Raw genomic sequence first — 15,700 nt, forward strand, 5'->3', positions numbered from 1 at the left:
TATCTCAATTTTCGATAATTCGTAACATCTCAATCTTTTTATCAAGTAATTGATTTTCGCCAACTAATTTTTTGGCCTGTTTCCAGGCAACCACTGCATCATCTAAACGTCGCAATCGATAATAGGTGTCACCTAAATGCTCCCAAACAGTGGCACTCGTGGATTCCTTATCTGCAACCGCCAATTCTAAAAAAACCAGCGCCTCCGTAAACAAACCCTGCTGATATAATACCCACGCATGCGTATCCAAATAGGTCCCGTTCGTGGGAAATTTTTGAACTAATTTTTGTGACATCGTAGCCGCCTCCACCAATCGCTCCTTCCGCATAGACAAATAATAACTATAATTATTCAGCACATGCTCATCTTCTGGTTGCTTACGTAACACATAATCAAAAGCCTTCTCCGAATCCCGATACCTTTTTTGGGCCTGATACACATCGCCCAAAATTGAGTATAATTGAACATCCCATCCATCCTCTGGCTGTAAATGGGTCTTTGCTAATTCCAATGAAATCAAAGAACCGGCCACATTGCCTTTGATGTATTGCCCAAAACCCTTTTGAAAATGGAAAAAACCATGCGTAGGCCACAGCACCAAAGCCTCCTGCGCATGCACAATCGCACTATCAATCGCGCTTAACTCAAAGTCCAATTGGATGATACGCGCCCAAACTTCAATCTTACTTTTACCCAAGCGAGCAGCTTGTAAATAAAGCGCCAATCCCGATGCAAAGTCCTGAGAACTCACATACAAATCGCCTTGAATCGCTAAAAATCGAGGTTCCTGGGGATACATTTGAATAAAATGTTGCGTGACATCCAGTGCTGCAGCCCACTTTTCCTTCGTATCTATCAGCTCAAAAACCTTCAACGCAACCTGTGAAATCATTTCCGGATTTAACGAACGATCTTCCGAAGCCGCATGTAATCGACCTAAAGCAGCGCCAAAATCCTTTTCCTGAACATACACATGTGTGAGTAAAAGCGGAATCTGACCCTCTGTAGGAAATTGCTCCGCCAAACGCATGTATGCATTGCGCACGGAATCCCCCTTGCTTAACTCCCAAGCCACATCCATCTGATCCCAGGCAACTAAATTTTCACCTTCCTCCTGCGCAACTAATTGCGCTCCTAGCGCCAAAGCATCTAATAAACGTTGCTTTTTCAATAAAATAAATTGCTTCGTCCGAATGATTTCAGGATACTCCCCGATCCAACGGTTTGCCTTTTCCAAGGCCTCTAAAGCCAAATCGCCCTGCTCACTCCATAAATAAGCCTGCGCTAAAAGTAAATTTACATCTGGCTGCGATTCATCGTATTGAGATAAATGACGCAAACACACAATCATTTCATCAAATCGCCGCTCGCGCAATAGTAATTCACTATAAAACAAACCATAATCCAACGAGTAGGGCGACAGTTCATGCGCTTTTTTTGCGGCCATTAGCGCAAGCGCCGGTTTTGCCAGCGCCGCATACGATTTAGCAGCATAAAAATATAAAGCAGGCTCCTCTTTCATATGAGGAAGCATGCTTTCCCAAACTAAAATCGCCTCCTCGTAATCTCCTTTCGTATAATAACGCATTCCCTCCGCCATCAACTCTTCTTCCTTAGCCGGAGACAATACCCCTTTTTTTTGCGCATCCACGAAAGGTATGTTGGCCAAAAAACAGAAAAGAATCAAATAGACTGCGCGCATATTATTTTTGAACACTTCGAAGTACCTCATTCAATTGATCTAGCCAAACACGCGCCCCGCGTTGATTCCAATGAGAATCAGACTGATAAAAATAATGACTTGCATTTAACTTTAATCGTTCGGATGGATCAATAATCATTAATTTCCCAGCCCCAGCAACCTGAATACGGGACAAAAACTCATTGCCTTTTTCCGCTTCTAACAAGGAAACCGGATTCGGCATAAAGGAGAATAAGACCAAATCAAATCCTTTCGAAAGATAAAACGCTTGAATCTCCTCCATTTTTCGTAAGGTACCCACCACCTCATCATCCGAAATTTCACGGTACGAACTACCTTTTTCGTGCACATCCACCGTTTCATGCATATATAAATGATCCCCCGATTTAGAGCGGTGGACCTCGTGCGCAAGCCGACCGAATACGCGGTCATTCCAAGTGGCTTTCAGTTCTTTAATTGGCGAAAAGAGTGCCAGGTTAAATAGCGTAAATTCCAAATTCGCCTCTAAGTTTGGATGATATAATGCCGACTTGATTGTCTCATTCCATTGCTCCCACCACGGCAAAACCGGAGGGGGTGTCGGCTCAAAAACGGCCCTAATACGCTCTAAAAGAATCACATTAGCTATATTTCGCTCCACAGACTCAATCAACAACACCTTTTTTCGCCCCGAAGTAAATCCCTCTGCTCGGACTGGTACATGTTCCCAACGTCTAAAATCTAGCTTATTAACGCGAGCATAATAATCCGGTACCGTGTCCAAATAACTATACAAATAACTATCGCCTACGACATACAAATCAAGATCCTTTTCGGCTGGAAGCCCAGCAGGAACTTCAGTAAATTTCTCTTGTTTCGCAATCCGAAACTCCGGCAAATAAGATAACCCATACAAATCTCCAAAGGCATATTTATCCGAATGCAGAATTCCAGTGCCGGCATAACGCTCTTTGGTCAACTTCCGCATACCCTCATCCGAACTACTTAGGACGAGCGCCAGCAGACAGATGATAAACACGAAAAGGGCAACTATTTTTTTCATGCTAGAATTGGAAATAGATAAACTGTTTCAAACTGAAAACACCAAAGAAATAAATGCACGCGATGAATAAAGGCATGAGCCACATAAAGTATTTTGAGCGTAGCTTACCGTGAACATCATAAATCAACAATCCGATAATTAATAGCGCACTAAAGCCTATTTCGGCAGGTTTTAAACCGAGCGTACCTACACCCACAGGCTCCGATAACCCTCGGAAAAACAAACGGATATCTGAAAAATGAGGCAAACGGAAAAATACCCACGCCAGCGTCACCAAACTAAAAGTCCACAAACGATACATCCATAAGCTGATACCCGATTGTGCATCAGCTGCCAACGAAGGAAATAGGCGATTTATGGTTAAGCCGGCCAATTGAAATCCGCCATGCAAGGCACCCCAGATGACAAAATTCCAACTAGCCCCATGCCAAAATCCTGACAACACAAACACAATCATGATGTTCAGATACCAGCGGGGAACAGAAACACGATTACCACCCAATGAAAAATATACGTAATCCTTGAACCAGGTTGAAAGTGAAATATGCCAGCGACGCCAGAATTCAGGGATGGATTTGGCGCTGTATGGTGCATTGAAATTCTCCATTAAGTTGAACCCCATCACACGCGCCGCACCGATGGCGATATCAGAATACCCCGAGAAATCGCAATAAATCTGAAACGAATAAAAGATCGCAGCTAAAATTAGTGAGCCCCCAGATTGCGAACCTAAATCTCCATAAATCGTGTCAACTAACAGCGCCAAGCGATCTGCGATGACCACTTTCTTGAAAAATCCTTGAGCCATCTGCAGCAAACCGAGCTTCACCCGATCGGTATCCCAGGTGTGTTTCTCGTAAAATTGATGAATCAAATTTTGGGGACGTTCAATCGGCCCAGCTACCAGCTGCGGATAAAACATCACATATAAGGAGTAAATCCCAAAATTCCGTTCGGCTTTTTGATGCCCTCGATACACCTCGATCGTATAACTCATCGCCTGAAACGTGTGAAACGAAAGTCCGATGGGAAGTAAAATTTTCAACGCAGGAAAATTGAATTCCATCCCAAACAAATGCCCCACCCCAGTCAGATTATCGGTGAGAAAACCATAATATTTAAAGATGGCCAGCACGCCCACATTGGCTACAAGACTTAAAGCGAGACACCATTTTTTAGTAGCGCCCTCAAAACGTTCCAGGTAAATCCCAGCGAAATAATCGACGACAATCGTGAACCCCAAAATACCCAAATAGATGGGCATAAACGCCATGTAAAAATAGCAGGAAGCAAAAAGTAAAAGGGCCCACCGAAAACGGTGAGCCACTAAATAATAGGCACTGGTCACAATCCCAAAAAACACCAAAAATTGCAGGGAATTGAAAACCATGATAGATTTAGTTGAAAATCGCCACGTGAACGTGTAAGCTAGAATCATCAAAAGTCAATTCAGACGAAGTTCCTGGCAAAGTTGGCACAATCTCCAACGTCACCGCCTGAACTTCCTGCTGAATATAGCTCGCAAAATCCGTGATACTCGCATTCCATTCCGCCGAACTTGACTGCACTAAAATACTGATCTTGTCCACGACATCAAAACCCGAATCCTTCCGCAAATTCTGAATCCGATTCACAAATTCACGCGCCATTCCTTCGCGGACTAATTCCGGTGTCAAGGTATTATCCAAGGCAATCGTCATCCCAGCTTCCGAAGCTGTCAAATAACCTGGCATATCTTCCGTCAGGATTTCGATATCAGCTATCGCAATCTCAAATCCCTGAAGATTTGCCGCACCCGCCGCTTCAATTGTTGCTAAATCCGATGCCGACATACCCGTGATTACATCAGCTACCGCCTTCATATCTTTCCCGAATTTTGGCCCTAAAGCCTTGAAATTTGGCTTTACTTTTTTGCTTAAAACACCCGAGGCGTCATCTAGGTAATTGACCATTTTGACATTCACCTCCGACTTGATTAAATCTTCCACGCGGCGAATTTGCTCACGCACAGATTCTTGCAAAACAGGAACTAAAACTTGCGCCAAAGGCTGACGCACTTTCAATTTATGCACCTTCCGCAACGAGTGTACGAGCGAACAAATGCGTTGCGCCATGTCCATCGAAGCTTCCAAATCTGGATTTCTCCACGAGTCATTGACGGTGGTAAAGTTGGTCAAATGCACCGACTCTTCTCCCGTCAAATTCTTGTATAACCAATCCCCGTAAAACGGCGCGATCGGCGACATGAGTTGGGCTGCAGTCGCTAAACACGTATATAACGTTTGATAAGCTGCTGCCTTATCCGGCGAAATTCCTTGGTTGGTATCCTCCGGATTCCAGAAGCGACGTCTCGATAAACGCACATACCAGTTGGACAAATGATCACACACAAAATCCTGCACCGCACGACCTGCTTTCGTAGGCTCGTAAGCGGCAAAAGCTTCGTCAACTTCAGCCACTAAACTGCTCAATTTCGATAAAATCCAGCGGTCTAACTCGGTCAAATTAGGAGACGTTACCCCGTGAACTTTTGGAGAAAAACCATCCAAATTCGCATAGAGTGCAAAGAAATTATAGGTATTGGTTAACGTTCCAAAGAACTTGTTACGAACCTCTGTAATCCCAGCTAAGTCAAATTTCAAGTTGTCCCATGGCTGCGCATTGGTAATCATATACCAGCGCGTCGGGTCCGCTCCATATTTCGAAAGCGTATCAAAAGGATCAATGGCGTTGCCCAAACGTTTGGACATTTTGTTGCCATTTTTATCTAGCACTAATCCAGTAGAAACGACATTTTTAAATGCTACTGACTCTTCCACCATGGCCGAAATAGCGTGCAAGGTGAAGAACCAACCGCGCGTTTGGTCCACCCCTTCCGAGATGAAATCCGCTGGATAAGACTGCTTAAATATATCTTGATTTTCAAATGGATAATGCCATTGTGCAAAAGGCATCGCACCTGAATCAAACCACACATCGATCAAATCTAATTCCCGCCCCATCACGATTCCAGAGGCACTTAACACAAAAATAGTATCCACATAGGGACGATGTAAATCCGCTTCTCCCGCCTTCGCAGCGGCGATAAATGCTTCGTTTCCTGTGATTTGTTCCGCGTTTAATTTTCCTGAATTCAGCGCTGCTTGTAAGGCCTGAACTAAATCTTCAACCGAACCAAAACATAGTTCTTCCGAACCATCTTCCGTCCGCCAGATCGGCAAAGGCGTTCCCCAATAGCGAGAGCGAGACAAATTCCAATCCACTAAATTTTCCAACCAGTTTCCGAAACGACCCGTTCCGGTTGATTCAGGTTTCCAATTGATGGTATTATTCAATTCAATCAATTTGTCTTTTACCGCGGTCGTTTTGATGAACCAGGAATCTAATGGGTAGTAAAGGACGGGCTTGTCGGTGCGCCAACAATGCGGATAGGGGTGATCAAATTTCTGTACGTTGAACGCTTTATTTTCGGTTTTTAATTGGATCGCGATGCGCTCATCCACCGATAAATATTTATCTCTTCCTTGTTTGATTTTAGCCGCTTCTCTCTCCTCTTCCGTCAAATATGCCTCTTTTACAGGCTCAAGGGCATAATCTGTTACTTCTTGCACAAAACATCCTTGTCGGTTCACCAGCGGGACATCCTTCCCATTTTCATCCGTCACCATAATGGCCGGAATATTGTTTTGTTGGGACACCCGAAAGTCATCCGCACCAAACGTTGGCGCTGTATGCACAATTCCCGTTCCATCTTCCGTCGTCACAAAATCACCTAGTATGACACGAAAAGCAGGTGTTTTCGGCTGTACGTAGGGCATTAATTGCAGGTATTCCACTCCGTCTATATCAGCGCCCTTGAAAGTATCTACAATGCTGTAAGGTATAGTGGCTGGTTTTTTTTCAGCGGCTTGATAAGCCTCAAAATCTCCATTTTCAGCCGCAGCTTGGAAATAGTTCTTTACCAAATCCTTCGCTAATACAACATGAACAGGCAGGTAAGTATATGGATTAAATGTCTTGACTAAAACGTAAGCAATATTTTTTCCAGCAGTCAGTGCAGCGTTGGAAGGCAAAGTCCACGGAGTCGTCGTCCAGGCTAAAATATAAACGGGAGCACCCGCTGATTTTTCGAAAAGGAATGTGGATTTCGCTGTTTTTGAAACCTCAAATTGAGCGGTCAACGACGTGTCTTTCACATCCCGATAACAGCCCGGTTGGTTTAATTCATGCGACGACAAACCGGTTCCGGCTGCCGGTGAATAGGGCTGAATTGTATATCCTTTATAGAGTAATCCTTTGTCGTAAAGTCGCTTTAACAAGTTCCAAACACTCTCGATGTAGGGAGTTTGGTAGGTGACATAGGGATTATCGAGATCCACCCAATAGCCCATTTTTTGCGTCAAATCATTCCACTGATCTGTGAATTTCATGACCGTTTCGCGGCATTTTTGGTTGTATTCTTCGACGGAAATTGACTTTCCGATGTCTTCTTTGGTGATGCCTAATTCTTTTTCAACTTGTAGTTCGACAGGAAGGCCGTGGGTATCCCAACCGCCTTTTCGTTTTACTTGTTTTCCTTTGAGGGTTTGGTAACGGCAAAAAATATCTTTGATGGTACGCGCCATCACGTGGTGAATCCCGGGTGTACCGTTTGCAGAAGGTGGACCTTCGAAAAAGGTAAACGTAGGCTTCCCCTCGCGAGAAGAAATAGACTTCTCAAAAATATCATTCTCATTCCAGAAATTTAGAACCTCGTCTGCCACGGCAGCATAATCCAAATTTTTGTATTCCTTAAAGGCCACAGTCTTGTTGTTTTTTATGAAATAATCGGCAAAATTGAGGCAAAAATAAGAAAAAATAACCAATAGTTAAGGCTCTATCTATGAACAAATCACGCCTCCGTCAACTTGCATTAGCCCGACGCAAAAATGTGTCGGAGCATGTGTTTGGTTTGTTGAATGAGTCGCTCCAACAAGAGTTTATGGATTTCATTACGAGCTTTCAGCTGCCGCATCGCATCATGAGTTTCCAGCCGATTGTGGAGCGCCGGGAAGTTCACATGTCATTTATCCATGAAACATTGGAGTCATTGGGGCATCAGCTTTGTTTTCCGAGAGTCGAAAATGAACATGATATGGTTGCTTATCAGGTGCAATCAAACGATTCTTTGCTGACTTCAGCTTTGGGAATTCAGGAACCTGATCCGGAATTATGCCAAAAAGTTAACATGGCAGACATTGACCTCGTGATTATTCCCCTATTGGCCTTTGATGCTAACGGAAATCGCGTCGGGTACGGCAAAGGATTTTACGACCGATTTTTGCAGGATTGTCGGCCTGACACCCTAAAAATTGGCGTCTGTTTAGATGAACCTGTGCAGCGTATTGATGATGTAGAGGCGCATGATATCCCGTTAGACTTGTGTATTTCGCCTACGGGCCTACATCTTTTCGACGGATTTTATCGCAAAAATCCTTTTGATTCAACGAGATAAGCCCTAATTTTGCAGGCTACAAAAACGCGTTGGTTAGTGAAAATTAGGCATTTATTTATCGTTCTTTTCGTGCTCATGTCGGTCCAAGTGATTGCGCAGGGGGAAGGAAATGAACGTTTGTACTCAATTGAGCCGATCCAACAAGGTTTTAGGAAAAAGTATGTCTACAAGCGTCAGGTAATTGATAATCCGTTGGCCTTGCAAATTCCCTTACTTGAATCGAAAGACCCCGAGGTGAGTTTAGAGTTTTACCGGTTTAAATCGAAGCGAAATCTAATGAATTGGATTTCAAGCGCGGGGGCTGGTATATCCATTTATTCCTGGCTTTATCCGGGAAAAGTATCCAACGGATTTTCGTTGTCGACCGTGGGAGCGGCGGCCTTAATTAATTTTTATTTAGGAACAGTAAGTATGCGGCATTTAAATAAGGCTTTATCTCGATATAACTCGTTGGCTAAAACAAGTCCGCAATTGAGTTTGGAATTTACGCCGACTACCCCGACCTCCGGGTCGTCGTTGGCATTACAATGGAAGTATAATTTTTAATAAAATAAACATGAAAGTTGCTGTTGTAGGCGCCACGGGATTGGTTGGCGGCGAAATCTTAAAAGTATTAGCAGAGCGTAATTTCCCAGTCTCTGAAATCATTCCAGTTGCCTCTGAGCGCTCGATTGGTAAAAAGATTTCCTTTAAGGGAAAAGAGTACGCGGTTGTAGGCTATGAGACAGCGATTGCCATGAAACCCAATGTAGCGATTTTTTCTGCAGGGGGGAGCTCTTCCTTGGAAATGGCCCCTAAATTTGCGGCAGCAGGCATTACTGTGGTGGATAATTCATCGGCGTGGCGGATGGACCCAACGAAGAAATTAGTGGTTCCAGAAATCAACGCGAATACCTTAACGCCAGCAGATAAGATTATTGCTAACCCGAATTGTTCGACGATTCAAATGGTGGTGGTGTTAAATCCATTGCACAAAAAATATAAAATTAAGCGCGTGGTTGTGTCGACATATCAGTCGGTGACCGGCACCGGAAAAGCGGCGGTTGACCAGCTGTTCGATGAGCGGGCGGGCAAAGAAGGTCCAAAAGTATATCCCCATAAAATTGACTTGAACGTATTACCACATATCGACGTGTTTTTGGAGAATGGCTATACGAAGGAGGAGATGAAGATGATTTTGGAAACGAAAAAAATCATGATGGATGAGTCGATTCAGGTAACGGCGACGACGGTGCGTATCCCTACGATTGGGGGACACTCGGAGGCGGTGAACATTGAATTTGAGAATGATTTTGATTTAGCGGAGGTGCGTGCGATTTTGGAAAAAGAGGAAGGCATTATCGTTCAAGATGATCCAAAGAATTTCGTGTATCCGATGCCGATTACCGCACATGGAAAAGATGAAGTATTTGTGGGACGTATTCGTCGGGATGAGTCGCAGAAAAATACGTTGAACGTCTGGATTGTCGCCGACAATCTACGTAAGGGTGCGGCGACGAATGCCGTACAGATTGCGGAGTATTTAGCGGCACACAACTTGATTTAAACAGAAAGGCCGGTTACATCGGCCTTTTTTTAGCTATGACTAGACTTAGTGTAAATATCAATAAGATTGCGACGCTGCGCAATGCGCGGGGGGGCAATAACCCGGATGTCATTCAGGTGGCCTTGGATTGTGAGCGCTTTGGGGCGGAGGGCATTACGGTGCATCCGCGTCCGGATGAACGCCACATTCGCTATGCGGATGTTCGTGCGCTAAAGGAAGTTGTGACAACTGAATTCAATATAGAGGGCAACCCGATGGAACAGTCATTTATTGACTTAGTTTTAGAGGTCAGACCTGAACAAGTCACTTTAGTTCCGGACGTGTTAGGCCAAATCACCTCGAATCATGGTTGGGACACTATTCAGCACCAAAGCTTGTTGCAGTCATTAATCGCGAAATTTAAGTCGGCAGGCATTCGAACCTCGATTTTTGTGGATCCGGTGATAGAGATGATAGAAGCGGCGGCGACTACTGGTACGGATCGCATTGAATTGTACACGGAACCGTATGCGGAAATGTTTGGTGAGAATCCGACACAAGCTGTTTCGGCTTATCGAAAAGCTGCTTTTCGCGCGGCGCAGTTGGGCCTAGGAATTAATGCGGGACACGATTTGAGTTTGGAGAATTTGGCCTTTTTTAAAGCCAATGTGACACCTTTAGATGAGGTTTCAATTGGGCATGCGTTGATTTGCGATGCCTTGTACTTTGGATTGGAAAATACGATTCAGTTGTATAAACGATCGTTAAAATAAAATCCAGGCGCGGGATGACCCGGCGCCTGGATTGAAAAATAATTACTCACGATCGCCTGTTAGAACAACTTGACCGCCAGCAACGGATAATTTGATGTTAGCTACTTTTCCAGATGCCCGTGAAAAGATGATATCTGCATCGTATCCCTGAATTGTAGTCGTAAATACATCGGCTGTTTTCCCTGCTTTTAATACGGCTCCCTCGGTTGGATTTGCATCCGAGCTCAACTGCAAAGAACCATCTTTAATCTCAATAATAATTTTCTTCACATATTCATTATCGGCCATTTTAAACGTAGCTGCATAATCAGCTAAACTCGCTCCACCTTCTTTTTTTCCAGCAAGTACTTGACCTTGCGCTTCGATTTTGATCCCTTTTACAACACCTGCATCGCGGACAAAAGTAATTGTAGCGTTCATGCTAGCTAAATCATATTGATCTGCTTGCTTGCCTGGAGTCAATTCTGCTTCGGGATATCCTTCGGCTGCCAACATAACTTTTCCTTCTTTAATTGAAATGGCAAATGATTTTACGTACGGATTTTCGTCTAATTTAAAAACTCCGGTATAATCTGCGGAAGTTCCTGTTTGAGCCAAACCTGCGAATGAACCCGCTAGCATTAGGCCTAGGAAGAATAATTTTTTCATATGTTATTTTAAGTTAAATTTTGACAAAAATAATGATTTATTGGAAATTGTGATACGCCACTTGGCATAAAATCATTTTCAAAATTTTGTTTTACAAAAGATTTATCTACTTTTGGCGGGCCCAAGAGGTAACAATCAAAAAATTCGTTCAAATAATCAATAGGAGATACAATATGAGATAAAGTTCTACGTTAACAATTTTGAAATTTTATGATTAAAATTCAGGTTAGCGATGCGGCTTTATTATCAGCTTACATCCAAGGGGACGATAAAGCGTTTGAGACATTAGTGAAACGTAGTAAATCCAAAGTGTACACAACTATTTACCTGATCGTCAAGGACCGCTATGTAGCGGAAGACCTAATGCAGGAAGCCTATATTAAGGCCATCGACGTGATGAAGTCTGGGCGATACAATGAAGAAGGGAAATTTTTACCTTGGATTCTGCGTATTGCGCACAACATGGCGATCGATTATTTCCGGAAGGAGAAACGTTATCCAACAATTGTGCTGGAGGACGGGTCGAAATTGTTTAACAGTTTTCAATTTGCAGAGGACTCGGTTGAGGACATACAATTGAAGGCAGATCAAGTCGCAAATGTGCGGGAATTGATCAAAAAATTACCTGATGAACAACGCGAAGTGTTGATCATGCGGCATTATGAAGACTTAAGTTTTCAAGAAATCGCGGATCAAACGGGTGTGAGCATCAATACGGCCTTGGGAAGAATGCGCTATGCGCTTATCAACTTGAGGAAAATGCTAACAAAACAAGAGATTGCCTATGACGCAAAGCTTTACCCCAAATGACCTCATTAAAAATTTGTATGAGCCTGAATCGGGCTTCACCCAAAATTTATCTGCCAAAGAACGCTCGGAGTTAGCGTCCTTTAACCAGGTCAAAAACGCATTAGATCAAGCGGCTTACGAGCCCGCTGATCGTGTCGTCGATCGAATCCTCGCGTATTCAAAACACAAAGAGTCGATTAAATCCTAATCTTGAAATTGTTTCTTAATTTGCATGAAATTCAACACATGCAGAAGAAGGAACGATTTCAAGCTTTTATCGCGCATTTTTCCACCTCTTTTCCCGAGGCGGAGACGGAATTGCATTATCGTAATCCTTTTGAGTTGTTGGTGGCCGTGGTACTTTCCGCACAGTGCACCGATAAACGTATCAACCAGATCACGCCGGCTCTTTTTAATCGATTTCCGGATCCACAAGCGCTTGCGGATTCCAGCGTGGATGAAATTTTTTCGTATATCCGTTCGGTTTCCTATCCGAATAATAAAGCAAAACATTTGTTGGGCCTAGGCCAAAAATTAGTTGACCAATTTCAGGGTTCCATTCCCGTGACAATTGATGATTTACAAACTTTACCGGGCGTGGGGCGTAAAACGGCTAATGTGATTGCATCGGTTGTGTATAACCAACCGGCCATGGCGGTAGACACGCATGTGTATCGTGTTTCTCGCCGATTGGGCTTAGTTCCACAGACGGCAAAAACACCCTTATTGGTTGAAAAAGCACTGATTCGGCATTTGCCAAACGACATAATTCCTCGGGCGCATCATTGGCTCATATTACATGGGCGCTATGTTTGTGTGGCGCGCAAGCCACATTGTTTGGCTTGTGACATCAGTCATTTTTGTTCCTATTTTGCTAAAAATACCCCCAAATGATTGAGTTAATAGGTGTGTCAACGGCCCTACTGGGCGTATTTTTTTCCATGCGCCGCCATTGGATAGCTTGGGTGTGGAACATCATTTCTTCCGGGGTATATCTCTATGTCTTTTATACTAATCAGCTTTATGCGGATATGGAGTTGCAGGGATTGTTTATCGTTTTAGGATGTATCGGTTTATTTACATGGAATCGATCGGAACAAAACTGGCGTGCGGAGCGATCTGGTGTTACGCATATATGCATAGGCGTTATTTTTTCGTTGGCCATGGGACTTGGATTAGGCTATTTACATGCTAGGTATTTACCGGATGCATCTTATCCATTTTTGGATGGGGCGCTGGCCGGGTTTAGTGTCTGGGCAACTTGGTTAGCGACACAGAAAAAAATAGTGAATTGGATTATCTGGATTGGGGTGGACGTACTGTATGTAGGCCTATACATTCAGAAAGAAATGTGGGGGACAGCATGTTTGTACGCGGTGTTTATTGCACTGGCTATTCAAGGCTACCGAGATTGGTCAAATACCTTAAAATCAATTGATTAAAAAATAATAGACGGAACCTGTCGATTTCAATTATATAAATTTATCTTTGCATAAGCGAACAAATTTGTATTTGCAAGTGCTTGACTATTAGTCACTTACACCTTAATTTAATTTTTTTTATTATGGCGAACGAAGAAAAACTACGTTATTCAGCTGACGAATTAAAAGAGTTCGAAGCGATCATTCAAGGGAAATTGGCCGAGACCAATGCCGAGCTTAAGTATTTACGCGAAACGTTGCGAAAAAAGAATGATCCAGGTACAGATGATACATCGGGAAACTCGAAGGTCATGGAAGATGGTGCTAATACGCAAGAGAAAGAAAGTTTAAATCAGTTGGCGGTACGTCAACAAAAATTTGCGACTAGCCTTGAAAATGCCATGATGCGTATCAAAAACGGCACATATGGTGTTTGCATTGAGTCGGGCAAATTAATTTCAAAAGAACGTTTACGTTTAGTTCCGCACACACAGCATTCAATTGAGGCAAAGTTAAAACAACGGTAAATGGGATTTTTCGAAAACAATAGGCTGGTCGAACTAGTAACAAACTACTTGAAGACGCAGTTTGAGATCATCAAACTGGATATTCAGGAGCGTTTGGAAGCCTTATTGGAACGAATTTTCAAGTTCATTGTTATTGCTTTTGCCTTTGGCATCGCGGGAATATTTGCCTTGATGGGCCTCGCGAATGCAATCAACCAATGGCTTTCTAGCGCATTTTGGGGCTATTTAATCGTAGCTGGAATAAGTTTAGTGGTGGGACTTTTATTAGTCGCTAGCTTTCGGGCTCCCCAACCAGAAAAAATTAGTGAAGAAGTAATCGAAGATGAGTCAGATAACTGAACAAAAAGCGGTGTTAGAAGCGCAGGCTTCTGCATACCAGCAGGAATTAGTAGAAGAAATTGCTGATATCAAGCAAATTGCGAAAGAGCGTGGCGGCCAAATCCTCATTGCAGGTGGCGTTCTTGCCGGAGCGTACTTATTATATTCCTTGTTTTCCGATTCTTCAAAAAAATCGGATAAAAACGAATCTTCTTTTATTGGGAATGCATTAACCTCGTATGCGGTAGGTATCGCGCTTTCGTTAGCGAAAGATCAGTTAGTTGATTATTTGAAAAAGCTCGAATCAGAGTCCTCCAAATAACCTACCTTTGGCAATCCTCCAAGGTTTGCCAAAGGTAAGGGGGTATTAATTTTCCATTAAATACGCCTTAATAAAATCATTTATTTCACCGTCAAGTACGGCATCCGTGTTGGACGTCTGATGGTTTGTTCGGTGGTCTTTTACACGGCGATCATCTAATACATACGACCGGATCTGCGACCCCCATTCAATTTTCTTTTTACCTGCTTCCACTTCCGCTCGTGCTGCATTGCGCTTGTCGATTTCGATTTGGTATAATTTAGATTTCAAGAGACGTAGAGCTACTTCTTTATTCATCAACTGCGAACGTTCTTGTTGGCACGCAATAATAATCCCCGAAGGCTTATGCGTCAAGCGCACTGCAGTCTCAACTTTATTGACATTCTGTCCTCCAGCACCACCTGAACGGAACGTATCCCAATCAATGTCGGCCGGATTAATTTCAATTTCAATCGTATCATCTGCTAGCGGGCAAATGTAGACGGAGGCGAAAGATGTGTGCCGACGGGCATTCGAGTCAAACGGCGAGATACGCACTAAGCGGTGAACGCCGTTCTCCGACTTTAAATTACCATAGGCAAATTCGCCATCGACTTCGATGGTGACAGATTTAATTCCGGCCACGTCGCCTTGGTTTTCGTCTACTAAACGCACTTTAAAGCCATTTTTCTCGGCCCACATGTGGTACATGCGTAGCAGCATGGCGGCCCAATCTTGTGATTCGGTACCACCGGCGCCGGCGTTGATTTCAAGTACAGCGCTCATGTTGTCGCCTTCTTCCGACATCATTTTTCGGAATTCGAGGGATTCGAGTAAGGCTTCGAGTTTGGCACCTTCCGAATCTACTTCGGGTTCTGAGGCCTCCCCCATTTCATAAAATTCCCAAATAGTCTCTAGATCGTCTTGTGCGCGGGATAATTGGTCAAATCCATCTGTCCAAAATTTCAGCCCACGCATTTCGCGCATGGTACTTTCCGCTTTGTCGGGATTATTCCAAAATTCGGGATCTAACGTAACCGTCTCCAGTTCGGAGATTAAATATTTCTTGTGATCGTAGTCAAAGATACCTCCTTAAAGCCTCTATTCTGGCTTTCAGGTCATTGAACCTGTCTCTAGTCATGTGTTTTTCTTCTTTATAA

17 protein-coding genes are annotated in these 15,700 nt (G+C 43.5%); 11 read left to right on the plus strand and 6 right to left on the minus strand.

Annotation, left to right across the window (positions count from 1 at the left end; genetic code table 11):
* Nucleotides 1–4: 4 nt before the first annotated feature.
* Genes AC1W6K_RS04320 through ileS form a run of 4 tightly spaced genes read right to left on the minus strand, consistent with a single transcriptional unit; the run spans nucleotide 5 to nucleotide 7,546 of the window.
* The gene (locus AC1W6K_RS04320; protein ID WP_481946578.1) at nucleotides 5–1,702 is read right to left on the minus strand and encodes a tetratricopeptide repeat protein; all 1,698 of its coding nucleotides are present in this window, start codon (nucleotides 1,700–1,702) and stop codon (nucleotides 5–7) included.
* Nucleotide 1,703: 1 nt separating this feature from the next.
* Entirely contained in the window at nucleotides 1,704–2,744 is a 1,041-nt protein-coding gene (locus AC1W6K_RS04325) for a hypothetical protein (RefSeq protein ID WP_481946579.1), read from the minus strand.
* Nucleotide 2,745: 1 nt separating this feature from the next.
* Nucleotides 2,746–4,134 carry an MBOAT family O-acyltransferase gene (locus AC1W6K_RS04330; protein ID WP_481946580.1) on the minus strand — a complete coding sequence of 463 codons (1,389 nt, stop codon included), beginning with the start codon at nucleotides 4,132–4,134 and terminating at the stop codon, nucleotides 2,746–2,748.
* Between the two features lie 7 nt (nucleotides 4,135–4,141).
* The gene (ileS, locus tag AC1W6K_RS04335) at nucleotides 4,142–7,546 is read right to left on the minus strand and encodes an isoleucine--tRNA ligase (RefSeq protein WP_481946581.1); all 3,405 of its coding nucleotides are present in this window, start codon (nucleotides 7,544–7,546) and stop codon (nucleotides 4,142–4,144) included.
* Nucleotides 7,547–7,626: 80 nt separating this feature from the next.
* On the opposite strand from ileS, the gene AC1W6K_RS04340 reads away from it, so the two are divergent.
* Genes AC1W6K_RS04340 through AC1W6K_RS04355 form a run of 4 tightly spaced genes read left to right on the plus strand, consistent with a single transcriptional unit; the run spans nucleotide 7,627 to nucleotide 10,536 of the window.
* Nucleotides 7,627–8,238, plus strand: coding sequence for a 5-formyltetrahydrofolate cyclo-ligase (locus AC1W6K_RS04340; RefSeq protein WP_481720216.1), 612 nt, complete (start codon nucleotides 7,627–7,629; stop codon nucleotides 8,236–8,238).
* A gap of 36 nt (nucleotides 8,239–8,274) precedes the next feature.
* Entirely contained in the window at nucleotides 8,275–8,784 is a 510-nt protein-coding gene (locus AC1W6K_RS04345) for a hypothetical protein (protein WP_481946582.1), read from the plus strand.
* A 10-nt stretch (nucleotides 8,785–8,794) separates the two neighbouring features.
* Nucleotides 8,795–9,784, plus strand: a complete 990-nt coding sequence (locus AC1W6K_RS04350) for an aspartate-semialdehyde dehydrogenase (protein WP_481946583.1) — start codon at nucleotides 8,795–8,797, stop codon at nucleotides 9,782–9,784.
* Between the two features lie 35 nt (nucleotides 9,785–9,819).
* Nucleotides 9,820–10,536 carry a pyridoxine 5'-phosphate synthase gene (locus AC1W6K_RS04355; RefSeq protein ID WP_481720211.1) on the plus strand — a complete coding sequence of 239 codons (717 nt, stop codon included), beginning with the start codon at nucleotides 9,820–9,822 and terminating at the stop codon, nucleotides 10,534–10,536.
* Nucleotides 10,537–10,578: 42 nt separating this feature from the next.
* Here AC1W6K_RS04355 and AC1W6K_RS04360 read toward each other — a convergent pair whose 3' ends face one another.
* Nucleotides 10,579–11,184: a hypothetical protein gene (locus tag AC1W6K_RS04360; RefSeq protein ID WP_481720209.1), complete on the minus strand. Its 606-nt coding sequence runs from the start codon at nucleotides 11,182–11,184 to the stop codon at nucleotides 10,579–10,581.
* A gap of 210 nt (nucleotides 11,185–11,394) precedes the next feature.
* Between AC1W6K_RS04360 and AC1W6K_RS04365 the strand changes: the two genes are divergently transcribed.
* From AC1W6K_RS04365 to AC1W6K_RS04395, 7 genes are all read left to right on the plus strand, one after another.
* Complete coding sequence (locus tag AC1W6K_RS04365; RefSeq protein ID WP_481720207.1) at nucleotides 11,395–11,994, plus strand: RNA polymerase sigma factor; 600 nt, start codon at nucleotides 11,395–11,397, stop codon at nucleotides 11,992–11,994.
* Nucleotides 11,969–12,181, plus strand: coding sequence for a hypothetical protein (locus AC1W6K_RS04370; RefSeq protein ID WP_481720205.1), 213 nt, complete (start codon nucleotides 11,969–11,971; stop codon nucleotides 12,179–12,181). The genes AC1W6K_RS04365 and AC1W6K_RS04370 overlap by 26 nt, the downstream gene beginning before the upstream one ends.
* Nucleotides 12,182–12,219: 38 nt before the next feature.
* Nucleotides 12,220–12,867, plus strand: coding sequence for an endonuclease III (nth, locus tag AC1W6K_RS04375; protein WP_481720203.1), 648 nt, complete (start codon nucleotides 12,220–12,222; stop codon nucleotides 12,865–12,867).
* Nucleotides 12,864–13,415 carry a nicotinamide riboside transporter PnuC gene (pnuC, locus tag AC1W6K_RS04380; RefSeq protein ID WP_481720201.1) on the plus strand — a complete coding sequence of 184 codons (552 nt, stop codon included), beginning with the start codon at nucleotides 12,864–12,866 and terminating at the stop codon, nucleotides 13,413–13,415. The genes nth and pnuC overlap by 4 nt, the downstream gene beginning before the upstream one ends.
* 122 nt (nucleotides 13,416–13,537) lie before the next feature.
* Nucleotides 13,538–13,921, plus strand: coding sequence for a TraR/DksA family transcriptional regulator (locus AC1W6K_RS04385; RefSeq protein ID WP_481720199.1), 384 nt, complete (start codon nucleotides 13,538–13,540; stop codon nucleotides 13,919–13,921).
* A complete protein-coding gene (locus AC1W6K_RS04390) occupies nucleotides 13,922–14,260 on the plus strand; it encodes a phage holin family protein (protein WP_481946584.1) in 339 nt (112 codons plus the stop codon).
* Nucleotides 14,244–14,561 carry a hypothetical protein gene (locus AC1W6K_RS04395; RefSeq protein ID WP_481720195.1) on the plus strand — a complete coding sequence of 106 codons (318 nt, stop codon included), beginning with the start codon at nucleotides 14,244–14,246 and terminating at the stop codon, nucleotides 14,559–14,561. The genes AC1W6K_RS04390 and AC1W6K_RS04395 overlap by 17 nt, the downstream gene beginning before the upstream one ends.
* A 45-nt stretch (nucleotides 14,562–14,606) precedes the next feature.
* On the opposite strand, the gene prfB is transcribed toward AC1W6K_RS04395, so the two are convergent.
* A protein-coding gene (prfB, locus tag AC1W6K_RS04400) for a peptide chain release factor 2 (RefSeq protein WP_481720193.1) occupies nucleotides 14,607–15,681 on the minus strand; the annotation gives its coding sequence in 2 pieces (ribosomal slippage) (nucleotides 14,607–15,629 and nucleotides 15,631–15,681; 1,074 coding nt in all).
* Nucleotides 15,682–15,700: the final 19 nt, after the last annotated feature.

The sequence above is a fragment of the Aquirufa sp. genome, from assembly GCF_964796385.1.

Bases quoted from the DNA above. Each gene is read 5' to 3' on its own strand.
- nth (WP_481720203.1), top strand. From the start codon at position 12,220: ATGCAGAAGAAGGAACGATTTCAAGCTTTTATCGCGCATTTTTCCACC.
- AC1W6K_RS04395 (WP_481720195.1), top strand. From the start codon at position 14,244: ATGAGTCAGATAACTGAACAAAAAGCGGTGTTAGAAGCGCAGGCTTCT.
- AC1W6K_RS04330 (WP_481946580.1), bottom strand. From the start codon at position 4,134: ATGGTTTTCAATTCCCTGCAATTTTTGGTGTTTTTTGGGATTGTGACC.
- AC1W6K_RS04355 (WP_481720211.1), top strand. From the start codon at position 9,820: ATGACTAGACTTAGTGTAAATATCAATAAGATTGCGACGCTGCGCAAT.
- AC1W6K_RS04365 (WP_481720207.1), top strand. From the start codon at position 11,395: ATGATTAAAATTCAGGTTAGCGATGCGGCTTTATTATCAGCTTACATC.
- AC1W6K_RS04385 (WP_481720199.1), top strand. From the start codon at position 13,538: ATGGCGAACGAAGAAAAACTACGTTATTCAGCTGACGAATTAAAAGAG.
- AC1W6K_RS04360 (WP_481720209.1), bottom strand. From the start codon at position 11,184: ATGAAAAAATTATTCTTCCTAGGCCTAATGCTAGCGGGTTCATTCGCA.
- AC1W6K_RS04390 (WP_481946584.1), top strand. From the start codon at position 13,922: ATGGGATTTTTCGAAAACAATAGGCTGGTCGAACTAGTAACAAACTAC.
- AC1W6K_RS04350 (WP_481946583.1), top strand. From the start codon at position 8,795: ATGAAAGTTGCTGTTGTAGGCGCCACGGGATTGGTTGGCGGCGAAATC.
- pnuC (WP_481720201.1), top strand. From the start codon at position 12,864: ATGATTGAGTTAATAGGTGTGTCAACGGCCCTACTGGGCGTATTTTTT.
- AC1W6K_RS04325 (WP_481946579.1), bottom strand. From the start codon at position 2,744: ATGAAAAAAATAGTTGCCCTTTTCGTGTTTATCATCTGTCTGCTGGCG.
- AC1W6K_RS04370 (WP_481720205.1), top strand. From the start codon at position 11,969: ATGACGCAAAGCTTTACCCCAAATGACCTCATTAAAAATTTGTATGAG.
- AC1W6K_RS04320 (WP_481946578.1), bottom strand. From the start codon at position 1,702: ATGCGCGCAGTCTATTTGATTCTTTTCTGTTTTTTGGCCAACATACCT.
- AC1W6K_RS04340 (WP_481720216.1), top strand. From the start codon at position 7,627: ATGAACAAATCACGCCTCCGTCAACTTGCATTAGCCCGACGCAAAAAT.